Annotated in this window: 19 protein-coding genes; 3 read left to right on the top strand and 16 right to left on the bottom strand. The window is 52.6% G+C overall.

The window, feature by feature from the left end; all coding sequences use genetic code 11:
- Positions 1–14: 14 nt before the first annotated feature.
- The 7 genes from CRO19_RS09580 to CRO19_RS09550 are packed head-to-tail and all read right to left on the bottom strand — an operon-like array spanning position 15 to position 5,358.
- A complete protein-coding gene (locus CRO19_RS09580) occupies positions 15–407 on the bottom strand; it encodes a tail fiber assembly protein (protein WP_097095629.1) in 393 nt (130 codons plus the stop codon).
- A complete protein-coding gene (locus CRO19_RS09575) occupies positions 407–1,642 on the bottom strand; it encodes a phage tail protein (RefSeq protein WP_097095628.1) in 1,236 nt (411 codons plus the stop codon). The genes CRO19_RS09580 and CRO19_RS09575 overlap by 1 nt, the downstream gene beginning before the upstream one ends.
- Positions 1,639–2,244, bottom strand: a complete 606-nt coding sequence (locus tag CRO19_RS09570) for a phage tail protein I (RefSeq protein ID WP_320204510.1) — start codon at positions 2,242–2,244, stop codon at positions 1,639–1,641. Before CRO19_RS09570 ends, CRO19_RS09575 begins: the two co-directional genes overlap by 4 nt.
- Before the next feature lie 5 nt (positions 2,245–2,249).
- Positions 2,250–3,167, bottom strand: a complete 918-nt coding sequence (locus CRO19_RS09565; RefSeq protein WP_097095626.1) for a baseplate J/gp47 family protein — start codon at positions 3,165–3,167, stop codon at positions 2,250–2,252.
- Positions 3,164–3,382: a phage terminase small subunit gene (locus CRO19_RS09560; protein ID WP_097095625.1), complete on the bottom strand. Its 219-nt coding sequence runs from the start codon at positions 3,380–3,382 to the stop codon at positions 3,164–3,166. The genes CRO19_RS09565 and CRO19_RS09560 overlap by 4 nt, the downstream gene beginning before the upstream one ends.
- A gap of 44 nt (positions 3,383–3,426) precedes the next feature.
- Positions 3,427–4,476, bottom strand: coding sequence for a phage major capsid protein, P2 family (locus tag CRO19_RS09555; RefSeq protein ID WP_097095624.1), 1,050 nt, complete (start codon positions 4,474–4,476; stop codon positions 3,427–3,429).
- Positions 4,477–4,521: 45 nt separating this feature from the next.
- Positions 4,522–5,358 (bottom strand): GPO family capsid scaffolding protein, encoded by an 837-nt coding sequence (locus tag CRO19_RS09550; RefSeq protein ID WP_097095623.1) that lies wholly within the window; start codon positions 5,356–5,358, stop codon positions 4,522–4,524.
- A gap of 148 nt (positions 5,359–5,506) precedes the next feature.
- Here CRO19_RS09550 and CRO19_RS09545 point away from each other — a divergent pair, with 148 nt between their 5' ends.
- Positions 5,507–7,219, top strand: a complete 1,713-nt coding sequence (locus CRO19_RS09545) for a terminase large subunit domain-containing protein (RefSeq protein WP_097095622.1) — start codon at positions 5,507–5,509, stop codon at positions 7,217–7,219.
- A 2-nt stretch (positions 7,220–7,221) separates the two neighbouring features.
- Entirely contained in the window at positions 7,222–8,286 is a 1,065-nt protein-coding gene (locus CRO19_RS09540) for a phage portal protein (protein ID WP_097095621.1), read from the top strand.
- A gap of 326 nt (positions 8,287–8,612) precedes the next feature.
- Here CRO19_RS09540 and CRO19_RS09535 read toward each other — a convergent pair whose 3' ends face one another.
- From CRO19_RS09535 to CRO19_RS09505, 8 genes are all read right to left on the bottom strand, one after another.
- Complete coding sequence (locus CRO19_RS09535) at positions 8,613–9,371, bottom strand: hypothetical protein (RefSeq protein ID WP_097095620.1); 759 nt, start codon at positions 9,369–9,371, stop codon at positions 8,613–8,615.
- A gap of 97 nt (positions 9,372–9,468) precedes the next feature.
- Positions 9,469–9,786, bottom strand: coding sequence for a hypothetical protein (locus CRO19_RS09530; protein ID WP_097095619.1), 318 nt, complete (start codon positions 9,784–9,786; stop codon positions 9,469–9,471).
- A 466-nt stretch (positions 9,787–10,252) separates the two neighbouring features.
- On the bottom strand, positions 10,253–12,721 hold the full coding sequence (locus tag CRO19_RS09525) for a replication endonuclease (RefSeq protein WP_097095618.1): 2,469 nt from the start codon (positions 12,719–12,721) through the stop codon (positions 10,253–10,255).
- Complete coding sequence (locus tag CRO19_RS26090; protein ID WP_176519145.1) at positions 12,718–12,891, bottom strand: hypothetical protein; 174 nt, start codon at positions 12,889–12,891, stop codon at positions 12,718–12,720. Before CRO19_RS26090 ends, CRO19_RS09525 begins: the two co-directional genes overlap by 4 nt.
- On the bottom strand, positions 12,888–13,706 hold the full coding sequence (locus CRO19_RS09520; protein ID WP_097095617.1) for a DNA adenine methylase: 819 nt from the start codon (positions 13,704–13,706) through the stop codon (positions 12,888–12,890). Before CRO19_RS09520 ends, CRO19_RS26090 begins: the two co-directional genes overlap by 4 nt.
- Complete coding sequence (locus tag CRO19_RS09515; protein ID WP_097095616.1) at positions 13,703–13,939, bottom strand: TraR/DksA family transcriptional regulator; 237 nt, start codon at positions 13,937–13,939, stop codon at positions 13,703–13,705. Before CRO19_RS09515 ends, CRO19_RS09520 begins: the two co-directional genes overlap by 4 nt.
- On the bottom strand, positions 13,939–14,166 hold the full coding sequence (locus tag CRO19_RS09510; RefSeq protein ID WP_097095615.1) for a DUF2732 family protein: 228 nt from the start codon (positions 14,164–14,166) through the stop codon (positions 13,939–13,941). Before CRO19_RS09510 ends, CRO19_RS09515 begins: the two co-directional genes overlap by 1 nt.
- 74 nt (positions 14,167–14,240) lie before the next feature.
- Complete coding sequence (locus CRO19_RS09505) at positions 14,241–14,702, bottom strand: hypothetical protein (RefSeq protein ID WP_097095614.1); 462 nt, start codon at positions 14,700–14,702, stop codon at positions 14,241–14,243.
- 159 nt (positions 14,703–14,861) lie between these two features.
- On the opposite strand from CRO19_RS09505, the gene CRO19_RS25850 reads away from it, so the two are divergent.
- Positions 14,862–15,329, top strand: a complete 468-nt coding sequence (locus tag CRO19_RS25850) for an ECs1072 family phage-associated protein (RefSeq protein WP_176519144.1) — start codon at positions 14,862–14,864, stop codon at positions 15,327–15,329.
- On the opposite strand, the gene CRO19_RS09500 is transcribed toward CRO19_RS25850, so the two are convergent.
- A complete protein-coding gene (locus tag CRO19_RS09500; RefSeq protein WP_097095613.1) occupies positions 15,268–15,507 on the bottom strand; it encodes a hypothetical protein in 240 nt (79 codons plus the stop codon). The genes CRO19_RS25850 and CRO19_RS09500 overlap by 62 nt on opposite strands.
- Positions 15,508–15,555: the final 48 nt, after the last annotated feature.

The following is a 15,555-nucleotide window of genomic DNA, read 5'->3' as shown; positions in this document are numbered from 1 at the left end:
TGCGGGCTTTGTTCTTATGCAGGCTTTTCAGGCCAGTCAATATCAGGTGCTTTAGTTGTGTCAACCCGGCTCAGTGCCACCCGGTATCGTTTCCACTCAGCAAGGCGCGCCGTCTCTTCGACTGTCGCTATGCTTATGTCCACTGCATCCTGCAACGGTGCAATTGTCCGGTTAGCTTCGTCCATTTCAGCTGCAAGTCGGCTGTTAGCAATAAATACGGCGTCTTCTGTTTCAATGACAGGCGCGGTAAATACGCCGTCGCTGTAGAGGTAGTTCAAGTCTGGTTGCTCAGCCAGTGCGGTAATGTCCACCCATACCAACGATGGGTGATAGAGCTTTTCAGGCTTCACGTCGAGAGAAACGATTTCCGCGACGCGCTGCTCCTCAATACGGGCATAAGTTTTCATCAGGTGTACTCCTCAATATAAATCACGCCGTGGGAGCCGAAGTTTCCGATAAAGGGATTATCTCGAGTACTGCCGCCCCCGCCTGCACCAAAAGTTACCTGGCGGCCAAGCGTTGCATTTTCAGTACTGCGCATACTTCCGCCCCAGTAGCTCACGCCACCATCACCTGAGCCACCACGATACACGTTTGTTGTTGTGCTGATGAGACCGGGTGAATCACTGCCGTCACCACCCTGAAGATTGATGTCTCCGCCTACGGCGACGCCACCACGTCCGCCGTCACCGCCAGTTGCAGGGACGGCACCGTTTGCAGCCGTCAGCACGCCATTAAATGTGCTGCTGGTTGGGGTCACTGTATCGTCACCGCCTCGACCCACCACGCCCGGATACGTTTTGGTATCGTCAACATCCAGCCATGCAATAGCTGTCGCGCCCGCACCACCACCGGCACCACGCGCACGATAATCCGAACCCCATCCAAGGAAACCATAACCGCGCGCACCGCCGCCGGTTATGATGATCTTGATTCGTTTTGTTCCTGCCGTGGGTTTGTAGTTAATTGCGCCGGGTGTGGTAAAAATCTGCCGGTTGATAAATCGGCCGGAGAACCTTTCGCTAATACCAAGGTTTTTGAGAACGGTGGCAATCAGGCCTGCATCATCTTTAATTTCACTCAGTGCATTCGCTATTTGCAGATACTGACTGTGCGGGTTAGACGCATCGACGTGGTTTTTGATTACGTTGTCGGTGTAGCCCTTAACCTCAATCACTGCATCATCTACATATTTTCGCGTCGCCAGCACCACAGACGGATCAATTTTCAGCGTTACGCTTTCAGTACTGCTGACGATGATAATCATGCGTACAGTCTGCGTACGCCCGGACCCCTCAGCAAGAAGCGGCTTATATGTTTCCGGGCAGTTAGCGACCGCAATCAGTGTATCCGTATCATCATAAAGGCCTATTTCACGAATGAACCAGCCGCCCTCACTCTCCGGGATTATCTGCTCAGCAATTATCTGATTACCGTTATCAGGGTCGATACTGAGTGAATTAAGTGCAGCCCGGCGCACCTCCCGCATAAGCGCATTTTTTGCGGGGTCTGGCGTTGGTAAAACCCCATTACCATCACCAACGCCCATTTTTGTAATTTTTACCTGAGTGCCAAGCGCAGCTGCGTTGGCAAGTTTTGCCGCGCCTGCATTGGTCAGAATTGCAAAATACTTTGCTGTCATGCGTTCACCTTAACTTCATCGATAATGTGGACAGTGCCGCCCTGCCAAGCCGTCCCGCCCACAGAAATTAATTCCGGCGTATACGGGTAAACCGTCACGCTGTCGCCGCTGTAGCTCGCCACCGATACAGGCAGCGATCCTGTTACCTGAAGATTGATAGACATTCCCAGCAGGTGTCGGCTGCACGGCTTCGCGTCACTGATAAGCCGTTCAAGCTCCTGATAGGTCTCTTCAGTGATGCCCTGCTCTTCAACGCCGATGTCCAGCCTGAACGTGCCCGGCTCATCGTCCGTCAGCCACCATTCCTTAACCCGGATCAGAAAGCCGAAAGGCTCAACAACCCGGCGGATGGCGCTGATGGTTCCCTTGAAGCGGTGGACAAAAAACGCATCGATTACGACCTGACGCTTTACAGCTTCAGTCCAGCCTTCATCCCAGCGATCAACCGATCGTGACCACGCCAGATAGGGAAGTAATGAGACGTGGCAGGTGTAAGGATTCCAGATATCGCGCAGCGGCACTTTCAGCGCACTCAGCCCGCTACGCGCTTCCGCCAGGCGGATTTCAGTCTCAGTCGCAGTCGGTGGCAGCAGGCCGCTTATCAGGCTCATGTGATCACCTCATCCGCTGCCAGTTCGATGGAAACCGCCGTGCAGTTCCCGGACTGCGTACGGTCAAAAATGAGATCCTCAGCTGGCTCGGCAAGCTCAACCCAGTCCACACCGGCCACGCGCATCACGGCGCTATAGGAATCCCGGCGCACGCTGCGCCCCAGCTTTCTCTGCTCAACCAGATACGCCGCCAGTGCTGCCTTCGAAGCTGCAAGGCAGGGGGCACTTGCCACGTTGTCAAACAGATGCAGCTTGGCTTTTACCTGATAGCTCTGAATACCCGCGCTCTGTACTTCCAGACGATCAGCCACGGGGCGCACCTCTTCACCGTTCAGTGCAACGTTCACTGCACTCAGCAAATCATCCGGTGCTGTGCCATCGCCTTCACGGTTCAGCACAGTGATCACGACCACCGCAGGGCTCGGGCTTGTCGCCGAGATGTCCAGCACGCGGCCATCGACGCTGCGTCCGTGGAATTCATAGGCCGCAGTCGGCCCCGCAACTGACAGGCCTTCAAACGCTGCCGGCACGCGCGGGCGCAGATCACTGTCACCCTCAAGCACTGCCTCAACCGGCGGCACTGCCGTTTCATCTGCCGGCGTAATCACCAGTCGCTTCACGTTGTTGTTAGCGGCCAGATTGTCCAGGTCAGCACCCGCAGAAAAAGCCACCATGCCTGCCACTGCCGCCTCATTGATGCGCTGGCACAGCAGAATTTCCCGATAGCACCCTTCCTGTAACAGCTTCGCTGCCGGCTCCGATTCCAGCTCCAGCGTTTGCGCCACGGCCGTCTGCCGATCGGCTGGAAAGAGCGAGACGTAATAGGCTTTGCGCTCAGCCAGCAGCGCCTCATAATCCGGCACCTCAACGACATCCGGCACCGGCAATTGTGATAGGTCGATAACTCCGCTCATGAGCCCTCCCTCAGCGTGATATCAGTTGAAATAGTTGATGCGGCCTTGGTCTCCGCCTTGAGTTTGTTGTTCTGGATGCCACGAAAACGGTTTTTATCGATGCGCAGGCGATGAAGCATCTGCTCATAGGCCGTAAGGTCTGCCAGCGTGTTTGCGGCAGTGCCGCGGTTCTGCGCCATTACCGATTCAAAATGGCGGCGTGCAGGTGTCAGCATGTTTCCCCCAGTCCGCCGGGGTTCGCCCGGCGGCTCAACGTGGTTTACGCGCCACCTGCGGCAGCTTCTGCCCAGGTGATGTTTTCGATCAGGCAGCCGTAGCCGTAGTCTTCGATCACGTAGGCATCATTCGATGACTCATAGGTCGAAATACGGTTGAACTCAGGCTCTTCTTTCAACATCCGGCGCTGCTTTTCTTCCTGCCAGTAAATCGACAGGTTACGCAGAGAGGTCACGAGCATGGCGTGCTCAGGGAAGAACGGCGCAATCAGGGTTGGCAGGTTGTTAATCGACTTGCGCGACACAATCAGCTGACCGGCCAGCGCTTCGCTGTTCGGGTTGTTATCGCTGATGCCGTTAATCAGCGGGTACTCACGCGCCGTCATGATATTGCGGCCGGTAATGACCACCAGATCAGGCGCGGTTTTGTACCACTCATCCAGCAGTGACGTGGTGGCGTCATAAACCAGCGCATCAAGGTTGCTATAGTCACCTTTGCCGATGATTTTGTTTGACTCATCGCGGCTGGTCAGCGTGACGCCAGACATCACGCGCTGCGGCGCGTTGGCGCGGTATTTCTGTAGCCAGCCGATGTTCACATCCTGCAATAGCGGGTTAGCCGTCAGGTCTGATTTATCTGCATGTCTCGTACCGTTGAAGCCGACCATGATGCGATCCAGCGCACGGCGGTTAACCAGCTGATTGGTAATGCGCTGCTGGAAGTCAGGAAACTTGGCCCACATATCCAGCTGCGCGTAAGAAATGTAGGTGTCAAAGTTGGTCTGCTCGCAGCGGTATTTATCGCTGTCCAGCGTCTGAACTGAGCGCGGATCACGGCGCACGGTGCTGCCGGCATTGGTGCTGGATACCGGGCCACCCACGCCTAACCCTAACTTTTCGCCTTCCTGCTCAGGCACAGGGTAAATACCAATCTGTTTCAGAAACTCACTGGATTCCTGCACCTTATTTTCCAGCGTCTGCGATACGCTCGGTGCAATCGCAAAGTGGGTGTTTACATGGTGAATCGGTACGCCGTTAAGCTCAGCCTGACGCTGGCTGTAGCCATCCCACAGCTTGCGGGTTTCTAATTTCATCTCACTATTCCTTAATCGTTTTTTCGGTTTTACCTGGCTGCCGGATTAGCAGTCAGCCAGTTGCGATGCATCCACGCCGTTACCGCCTGAAGACGGAGGACGCTGGCTGAAACTGCCATCCTGAGACGACAGCTGCGTTTTCAGCTCGGCCAGTTCACTGGTCAGCTTTGCAACATCGGCCGCCTTTGCCATGCCGCCCTGCTGCTGGCTCAGCGCTTCGACGCGGTCAAGCACCTGCCCCTGTGACTCAGCAACGATCTCTACCGCCTCGCGGATCACGCCAGCTTCTGCGGAGAAACGGCGCTCGCCACCGGTGATAAGGTCTTTAATTCTGGAGAAGAACTTCTTCCCGCCGTCTGTCTCCGAAACTTCAGCTTCGAACTCAATCGCGGTTTCGTACGCTTCGCTGAAGAAGCAGTTTTTGTTGGTTTTGCGGTTAGCCAGCGGATTGACTGCGGCCTTTGAGGAGAACTGAAGCATTTCAGTGCCCAGGCTTGCCGGGCTGTCAGTGAAGGCCAGCCCCATCAAGTAGGCTTTGCCGCTGTCAGCAAAATTCGGATCAAACTCAATGCTGCTGTAAACCTTCTGGCGGGACTTATTGAGGGTGACCAGATCATCAGTGCCGTCGTTCAGGGCATACAGGCCAAGCTTGCCGGCAAGCGGCCCCTCTTTAATTTCGATGGCCTGAACGCTATCGACATCACCGTAGATGCGGAATGTGCTGTCAGGGCTGAGGCTTTTCAGGTGCTCAAGATTGATGCGCGCACCGTAAACCTGCGGGTTGTAGGTATCTGCGATTTGCTGAATGTGCTGGCGTTCCAGCTGGCGCCCATCGCATGTCGCACCCTCGACGGCTACGCGGAATAATTTCGACTTCGGCATTCTCTTTGCTCCGGTTGATTAAGGTGCTTTCACCCTGTGCCCCTATCTTCCGAAACCGGGCAAAGCCGCGCCACATAAGGGAATTGTGAGGCGCCTGTGACAACCGCCGGCGATATTCGACCTCGCGCGGGCGCGATAGCCTGTACCCATGAAAACAGCACTCGATCCCCGCACAGAAGCCAAAGCCCTCTACTGGCAGGCATACAGCATCCCGCAAATCGCCCAGCGACTTGGGGTGAAGGCGAACACGCTTTATTCCTGGCGCCGCCGCGATGAATGGGACAAATCAACGCCCATCCAGCGGGCGCTTGAGCGTACCGATGTCCGCTATCTGCGGCTGATTGAGAAAGAGGATTTATCCGCCCACGACTTCAAGACGATTGACCTGCTTGGGCGACAGCTGGCACGCCTTGCGCGGGATGAAAGGAAGGAACAGGACAAGGAGCAGAAGAAAAAGACGCCGAAGAACCACTTCACGGCGGAGCAGATCACAGAGCTGCGCACTCTGGTGCTGGAATCGCTGTTTGAGCATCAGAAACGCTGGTACAAGCAGCGCAATCTGCGTAACCGCTTCATCCTTAAGAGCCGCCAGATAGGCGCAAGCTGGTACTTTGCCCGCGAAGCGCTGTTGCGTGCGCTGGAGACGGGTACGAACCAGATTTTCCTGTCTGCATCGCGTGCGCAGGCGTTCCAGTTTAAAAAATTCATTATTTTCCTGGCTCGCAGCATCGGCGTTGAGCTGAAGGGTGGCGATGCGATCATTCTGTCCAACGGCGCAACGCTTTATTTCTTGGGCACCTCAGCGGCAACCGCGCAGTCTTACACCGGTGACCTGTATTTTGATGAGGCGTTCTGGGTCGCCAACTTCCTCAACCTGCGTAAAGTCGCCGCCGGTATGGCAACGCAGGTTGGCCTGCGCCGTACCTACTTTTCCACGCCGTCCGGAGAAGAGCACGAAGCCTATAAATTCTGGAACGGTGACCTTTACAACAAGGGCAAGCCAAAGAGCAAGCAGGCGCAGATAGACCTGTCACACAAGGCGCTGAAGAATGGCGTGCTGTGCGGTGACAATATCTGGCGTCAGATTGTCACCGTGCAGGACGTTATCGATCAGGGCTTCCCGCTCATCGACCTGGAAGAGATCCGCAGCGAAAACAGCGATGAGGATTTCGACAACCTCTACATGTGTAAATTCGTCGTCGCCGGCGAACGTGCGTTTAACTACAACGCCCTGATTGGCTGCGGCGTGGATGGATACAGTGGTATCTGGCCTGACTGGAACCCCTACGCCCCGCGACCCCTCGCCAGCCGCCCGGTATGGATTGGGTACGATCCCAACGGCAATAGTGACAAAGGCGACAGCGCCGGCCTTGTCGTACTCTCGCCACCACTGGTTCCCGGAGGCAAATTCCGTGTGATTGAGCGTCACCAGCTGCGCGGCATGGAGTTTGAAGAGCAGGCAGCATTTATTGAGCGCCTCACCCGCATGTACAACGTGCAGCACATCGACATCGACGGCACCGGCATTGGCGCAGCGGTACATCAGCTTGTGCTGAAGTTCTTCCCTGCTGCGCAGATGCACCTGTATACCCCGGCGGTTAAACGCCAGCTGGTACTCAAAGCGCAGATGGTTATCCGCGCCGGCCGCTTTGAATATGACGCCGGCATGATGGATATCGTCAGCAGCTTCATGACCATCCGCAAATTCATCACGCTGAGCGGCCAGACCTCTTACGCATCTGACCGCACACGCGGCAGCAGCCACGGCGACTTAGCCTGGGCAACGATGCACGCACTTATGAATGAACCGCTGGGCAATGACGCCGGTAGCGGCACAGACAGCTTTGTTGAGGAATTTTGACCATGAGCCGCAGGAATAAAAAAACGTTCAGCACAACCACCACGCCAGCAAACAGCCAGCCTGCCGCTGAGATGGTTGAGCCGATTGAGGGGATTGAATCTTTCAGCTTTGGCGAACCTACGTCGATCATGGACAAGCGCGACCTTCAGGACTGTATGGAGTGCGCCAGCAATGGTCGCTGGTATGAACCGCCGATCAGCCCTTACGGACTTGCCCGCCTGCTGGCCGGCGCGGTTCACCATGAATCGCCGCTGGTCTTTAAACGCAATGTGATTATGTCGTGCTTTAAACCGCATCCGATGCTTTCACGTCAGGACGCGAGCGCATTCGTTATGGATTATCTGGTGTTCGGCGATGCCTATCTTGAGCGGCGCGATAACCGTCTAGGTCAGCCGCTGAAGCTGAAGCACACGCTGGCGAAGTATACCCGGCGCGGCGTGGATCTCGATCAGTACTGGTTTGTGACTTACTACCAGGAGGATTACGCCTTTGAGCCCGGCAAGGTATTCCATCTGCGAAACGCCAGCATCCACCAGGAGATTTACGGCGCACCGGAGTACATGTCTGCACTTCAGTCCATCATGCTGAACGGCGAGGCCACGCTGTTCCGCCGCAATTACTACATCAACGGCAGCCATGCTGGCGTGATTGTGTACCTCACCGATCCCGTGGCAAACACCGCAGACGTTGAAAAGCTTAAGCGCTCACTGAAAGACGCGCGCGGCGGTGGCGCGTTTAAGAACCTGTTTGTTTACGCCGCCGGAGGCAAGAAGGACGGCTTACAAATCCTGCCGTTCAGCCAGATTGCAGCTAAAGATGAGTTCACCGGCATCAAGGACGCCACGCGTGATGACATGCTGGCCATCCACCGCGTACCGCCTCAGCTGATGGGCGTCATGCCTAACAATACCAGCGGGCTCGGTGACATCGTGAAGGCTGCCAGGGTGTTTGCGATTAACGAACTCTACCCGATCATGGAATCACTAAAAGCAGTCAACGACTGGCTCGGCGTTGAGGTGTTCCAGTTCAACCCTTACGCCCTGGCTGAAGAGAAAGCCGGCGACTGACGCCCGATCCCGCCACCGCAGATCACACCCCATCTCACCAGAGCCCCTCAGCTCCACGCTGCGGGGCTCTTTGTTTTTCCCCCGTCTCGCTACGCCAGACGCCTGCGCGCGTCAGGGCGCTCCGTTTTTCGCCCGAATTTCAACGAATAAAAGGGGTATACCTACCCCCTTGAGAGCGCGACTGCTCCCCCGCCTCGCCCGCGCACAAAAATAGTGCCTTTTTTTGCACTTTTGCAGTCAACCTAATACCGCGCCGGTGTAGGTCTCACACGGATTTGGAAAGCCACTAGAATCTGTGCATTTAAATGCAATTTTTTGCAGCGAATTCACTTGTTTTCAAGGTAAGCCTTCTTGGAGTCAGCTTTTACCTTTTTAATGAACTCCTCAGTTGTAGCACCTGTGAACAAAGGCTGTTGGGGCCATGGCATGTCTCTCATGCTTTGGAGTGCGCTTAATGCCACCCCTCTTACCAACCTTAATTCCTCAGCGGTTTCAGCTTTCTCAAGGGGTTTCAATCCATTAATAATCTGGCCCAAATCCTTTTCAAGTTGGGTTCTTAATGAAAGTATCTCTTTGTTTTCCTCAGCAATCCGAGCTGATTCTTTCTGAATTTCTAAGGCTTCGGTAACAATCATTTGCGTGTTAGCTTCAATTCTCTTTCTGCGTGCATCCTGAATGGCCTGTCTGGTTTTCTGCCTTAAATCCTCCAGATTATCTTCATTTCTGAGTACCACTCTGTCCTTGACTAACTGACGCTCTGACTGAATCCGTCGTTGAGCAGTATTTGTTGCATTTTTATCCTTAGCCCTGAGAGCGCGATTATGGACCCACTGTAATCCGAGATGTAGATAAGGGGACACAGATGCCAGCGCCACGCCCAGCATTAAGGGCAGCCAAAAATGCCAGCTAAGGTCTGGTGATTCATCAATAAACTTAATTTTCTCGACTACTGGCCTTTTATCAAACCCCAGCACAGCAAGTGCTCTCCAGTTGAATCCAACCCATGAAAAAAACAGGTAACCGAATAAAGGACCCGATAATCTGTCTTCAAAATATTTTTTAAGCGACTCTTTTAAATCATCCATGTGAAGAACCTGCACTAAGTTAAGAATCAAATAACCAGCAGTTCTTCTATATAAAATTCGCTCAAAATAAAAGCCCCTGATTAGGGGCTTTCTTGTTTTAATGTAGGACTCTGCTCAAAGCTGCTTTATCAGCGCTGCTATCGGTAAATCTCACTGCGAGTTTCGACTCGTCACTTTGTGATTTGGGGATCACCCGGATAAGCACCGTGTCCACTTCATCAGCGCATTCAGATATCTGACTGATAACAACTGTATATGTATCCTGCACAACACCTTTGAACATGCAGCTGATACGAAGGTGATCACCTAGTTCGGGCTTCAGGTAACCCTCGTATGTCAGAAACATCTCGGTAATCAGACCCATACGGATTCGACCGAATGTGTCAGGGCCATAATACGTATCGTAGATTTTCATGGGGATTTCGCCGGGGGGCGGATTGGACTCAGCTACGGTATAACGGGGAATCAAAAAACGTTCAACCTTGCCAGCCTACAAGCGAAGCCATTTAGGAATATTCCTGAAACTCCAGTACCACTCGCACCACTATGTGCCAGCCGTTCCCTTCCGCTTCCTCGCCCGACAGACTCGCAAAGCTCGCTAATCGGCGCTGCGGGGAGCGGTCACATCATCGACACAAACCCGCGCCGGAACCATCTATGTAATCTGGCCTCGCGGCGAAAAATGGGACTTACGTTACAAGCGTCATAAAGGCTGGGAAGAAATTCATAATGCGATGTTTGATACCGAAAATGAGGCGTTTCTATTCGCACATCAACATTTTATTGATGATGGTAAACCGCGCCATTCTGTCCGCCGTTCCGTGCCAATCTAGAGGAGGCGTAATTCACTACACCCTGTTAATCCGTGCAGCTACACGCTTTTACTTTTTCGCGCCATCACCAAACAGCCGATCCCACGCGCATGGATCTACCTGCTTGAGCATTTGTGCGTAACTACCTACAGGGTCATTTCTGATACCGTCACTATCGATTCCATGCTGAGATTTCATATGCTTCCAGATTCCTGCGGCTTTCACTCCAGCAGTATCATCTTTGCGGCGCTTCAATTCACCCTGGTTTGTTGCAGAAACTATGTACCCATCAATTCTCATCTCTGCCCCACCCAACATTAGTCGCAACTGGCTATCACTCATGTCCATCCCAACTGATTTTGCAAAATCACCCAGCTGCTGAACCCTCGGGTCAGTTTTAGCCTGGCGGATTGGAGCAGCACGGCGTTCTCTATCGGCATTTCTTTCTTCACGAACTTCAGAAAGCAGCCTTCGATTTAGATCCCTGCGCTCTTTGCGACTGAGTTTTTCGAAGTTAATAGCCACCACTTCACTAACCGGCGCATTTACCAGCGCACTATCACCCACAGAATCATGAATTACCGCCTTTGAAATAGGCGATTTTTCTTCCTGTATCGGCTCCCGCGTACAGTTATTGACAGAACTCCGAGGGGCGGCGATGCCGCCTGAAACGTCAAAAGCCTCATCCGTGCCGGTTTTTAATTTCGCCACGATTTTGTATTCAGTGGTGCGGGTGTAGATGATGTGAAGAGGGGCGAAGGGCGAATAAACCCCGGAAACCCGGCTGACGTGATCACCGTAGTCATTACCGTTTTCGGTTGTTTCATAATTCAGGCGTACGCGAAGATCCTCGCGCGATACAAGAGGGCCACCCTGCGCCATGGTGTAACCCGGCCAGTCATATGCGCCCGCAGCTTCCTGAGCAGGTTTAATTTCCGGGTGCAGCACCAGCTCACGATCACGCAGTCGTCCCAGCTCACGATAAACCGTGACAGGCGCGCCGCCGATTTGCTGAAACTGACGGATACGCCAGCGTGAAGCCCATGCACAAACGCGCTTCGCCATATCCCGGATATCTTCGCCAGTCTCATCATCCGTCTCACCGTCCATCCCGTGACCGTCGATATTTTTTGAGATGTATTTAGCGATATAACCGGTTGCTGAACCGAACTGCTCATCCATAGGCACCACAGTAAAGCGAGCCTCTTTAGCACCTTTCTCATGTCCATCTTCAACAAGGGCATATTCGCGGAAAATCGCACGAGCTTCAGCTATGCGGTCAGGCTGGAAAAATAAAAGTAAATGCCAGTGCGGCGTGCCATCGTGGTGCGGTTCTGTGACACGGAATCCAAAAGCGCGTATACCCTTGCGCGCCCATGCCGCACGCACTTTTGACCAGACGTTACAAAGATAACGCTGGGTGTCACGCGGGCTTGCTGACTTGTATTTGTTGTTACGCTTACCAGACATCTGCATAGAGTGATATTTGGATGGCGCTGTGAGGGTATAGAAATCACCCGCCAGCCCGTCAGCTTTAGCCATATCTTCAAAGCCACGCATACGATTCATCAACTCAGCACGGCGAACAGCTGGGTTAGCGACACTGCCATTTACTTTTTCAGCTAGCGACGAGCGTTCTCCAGTAGCCTGGTCTTCGAGATCTCTGGAATTTATAAACTCACGGTTTGCGCGCTTTTGTGCGACCCATTCATTGAGAGCAGGATCACTGCAGTACGGAGCCGCTTTTTTATGGACATATCCTGAAGCGATCATCAGATGCTCACGCCACTGGTCATGCATTTTGCGCAGCCGGCGCATCCACCATGAAGGCGACTCAATACGCGCAGCTGAGCAAAGCGCTTCTTCTGCGGTTAACTCTTCTGCGCAATAACGCTGCCAGCCGGGCGCGGTCATGTTGAGGTGAGTTATCAGCCAGCCAGCACGGCCATAGCCAGAGATAATGGAAAACTCTGCGTCACCGGTTTGTTCCATCTGATAATTAGTTTCGCGCATCAGCTCGTTAGTCAAAGCATCAGCCAGGCGGTAAGAAAGCTTTTTCAGCTCACGCTTTCCTGCCCATGGTATGCGGTGAAAATCATCGCGAAATACCATGAGCACCGCCGGCATATTACTGTCTGGCTGATACTGCTCGTTTACTGAATCAACGCGAGGAAGAACAAAGCGGCCGAAAGAGCCTTTCAGCCATTCAGCCGCTTTTTTATTACCCTGTTGTTCCTGAATTTCGGTCAGACGCTGCGCGTAGTAACGGCGTATATATTGCGGCAGAGACTCCAAGCGCCGGCGTAGTAATCTCTCTTCAGGATCACGCACACTGCGTTGACCAAACAGGTCGAACACATCAACCGAACGAGACTTACCTTCATGACGGTAGCGAATTACGCCCGGAGCGCGGTCAACCTCAAATTGGGCTGAATCTCTGGCAGCATTCCATGCATAAGCCCCGGCAGGCTCAGGCGCTTTGCCGGGGAAGGATGGCGGAGGTGTTGGGGCGGTTCTGCCGCGTGCTGCCTCACTCATAAAGCGATGACATCACCGGGCTTAACGCTTCTCGCTAACTCTTCGGTTTCTTTTAAAAGCTCCGTAGTTTCAAGCCGCCCATATGCATTGGCTTCGACTTCAACTAACCAGAAATGACGATAAGGTCTGATATCAATAACTCTGGTGATCACTGCATCAACGAGATTCATGCTGCAACCTCGCCTAAATTAGCCTGGCGACTAACCGCGATAATCTCATTCGCTTTTTTACCCTTGCCAGCTGCAACACCGATGCTGCGAGACGCGGTTATGAAGTGATGATCAAATTCGGCATAAATGTCCTTAATCAGGGTGGTTTCGCTATTTGAAGCAACAACATTCACGCCTGCATTTGCCAATTTGTTCAGCTTCTGTGCCAGTTGGCGCTGCTGAATTTCGGCGAAAGCATTGGTGTGATATTGGGTGAACGTGCCGTCATAAGGGGGATCGCAATAAACGACATCACCGGCTTCGACCTGCGCCAGCGTTTCGGTGAAATCGGCGCAAATGAACGTGGCGCGTTTCGCCTTAATCGCAAACGCCTGAATTTCTTCAACCGGGAAGAATGGCTTAGCCTGTTTTTCGTAAGGTGTGTTGAAGCCACCGCGCTGGTTAAAACGACAAAGCCCGCGGTAAGCGTGGCGAGTCAGATACAGAAAGTATGCGGCGCGGTAAATCAGAGTCATGCCGGCGTCATCGTTGAATGACTTGCGGATACTGTAATAACTCTCTTCATCGGCGTTCTGAGCAAATACGCTGGCGGCCAATGCGGTGAACGGCTTTTCAAACTCCTGAATCTGGCGATAAAGATTGATGAGATCAGGATTGATATCAGCAACGAGGTAGGCCGGATAATCCGTATTCATCATCACGGCACAGGATCCCGCGAACGGCTCAACCAGACGTTTACCAGCTGGCAGGTGCTTATTTAGTTCACCCATCACCTTGGCCTTGCTGCCTGGCCATTTCAGAATGGTTTTATTCATGAGCGGCCACCCTGACGCATACCGGTGACCTTAGCGCGGTGTTCAATTACTTCCTGACAGGTAGCGCAGGTTGAAACGCCAATAACCGCACGGCGGCGTGCTTCCGGGATAGGCGCATCACATGACTCACAAAAAGTGCTACTTACAGCGGCTGACTTTGGCCTTGCTGCAGCAATCTGAAGCGCCAGCATTTCTGCGGCGTGCTCTTGCGCAATATCAATGATGTCCGGCATCACAACCCCCCTACAGCCTGAGCTTCATACTTCGCGGCTTCTTTCATCAGAAGCTCAGAAGTTGCAGCGGGGCTAAGCTGGTTTTTAACGATGATGATCGCCAGTGCATTGAGGCGGATTGAAACGGAGTAGGCCTTATCCTGCTGGCCCTCCTGATTGGCTTGGGAAAGCATGGAGGTCATGACGTTTTCACAGTTCGTCACTTTCGCCCGAGGTATTGATTGCATGTAGTCACCTTTTTTCAGGTTGCACGAAGCCCGGCGAGTAATTCGCCTAATTAAAAAATGAGTGTTTATTTAATTCAGAAGCCGAGAACGTTCAGATGTATATCCGGCGGTTCAGTAACGTTGGTAACACAGGAAATCGGCACCTCTTCGGGCTCTTCTCCTTCTCTGCCGTCATGCTCCGTAAGCCTTGCGGCACCTTCTTCACCGGGCCGGCTATATGGAATCTTGTCGGACAATTCCTTCAGGGATTTCATGCCGGAAATTAGCGTTAATTTTTCCTGCTCTGAAAACTGACTGTATTCAAATTCAATCTGGTTATGTCCAAGCTTCGCCATTTTCCCCGGCCATATTTCCGCTTTGGCATTTCCAAGCACAAACACGGCCTTTTTTTCTGGTGCTGACAACTTATTAAAAGCTCGCTCTAGAGGCGTTCCCGCGCATTTCTCAACTCTCGTTTTATGAAATTTGCGGAGGTATGGGGCAGCTATCGCGGCATAAGGGTTTGCCGCCCCTTCTCCATTTTCGATATCAGCCATACTCACCTCACTAAGACTTATCAGGCGCACCGCTCGCAAACGATGCCTCGGATAAGCACCGGCTTTTTAACCATGCCCGGCCCATGGTGTGTTATGTTTTCTCTTGCTGCACCTACATGCCCTGCGGGTGCAAGAGACTACACACACGGAGAGTACATAATGAAAAAACCACTAAGTCACTACGAGTTATTTCTCTGCTTAGAAGAATCCATCTTGAAAGCCCACTCGTTAGATGAATACGGCATTAATAGCTTTCAACGCCAGCACATTAAACATCGCGCTTTCTTCCTAATGAAATTCGATGTACTGCTGGACCTCTACAGAAAAAGCAATAATTCAAAAGCAGATCACCTTCATGGAAAAAATGCTGCAATCGTTATGTGTTGCGAAAAGCTGAGAATTTCACCTATTGAAGCCAAAAAGTTTTCTTTAGATGACATCATTACAACTCTTCACACAGACATTAATAATTTAAATCTGGCTTCGGAAGTAATGGACGACATCCGAAACCCTTACCAAAGTGATATTCCTGAAATGGAATATTCACAGCATCAACTTGGTTCATTCATTGATGCTGAATGGGATCCTGAACTTCGTTACAGATTGACTTCTCGCGCATCATATTAAGCTCAGCTAATTTCTCCTGAGTCTGGTTTAAAGACTGCTGCTGCTGCGCAGCAGCCTTTTCAAGTTGCTCAGGCATTTCCAGCGCTAAAACTAATTTGTTAAGCCATGAAATCAATTGCATGTCTGAATAGTCGCCGCGAAATAACCTTGGCTCCCGTTGTAAATTTTTTTCAGTCATAAATTCTCCGTTACTCATCAGCCGCATCACTCTAAAATGATGCCCCTG

The sequence above is a fragment of the Candidatus Pantoea floridensis genome (assembly GCF_900215435.1).
Classification (GTDB): domain Bacteria; phylum Pseudomonadota; class Gammaproteobacteria; order Enterobacterales; family Enterobacteriaceae; genus Pantoea; species Pantoea floridensis.
This window is presented reverse-complemented; position numbering and strand designations above follow the sequence as displayed.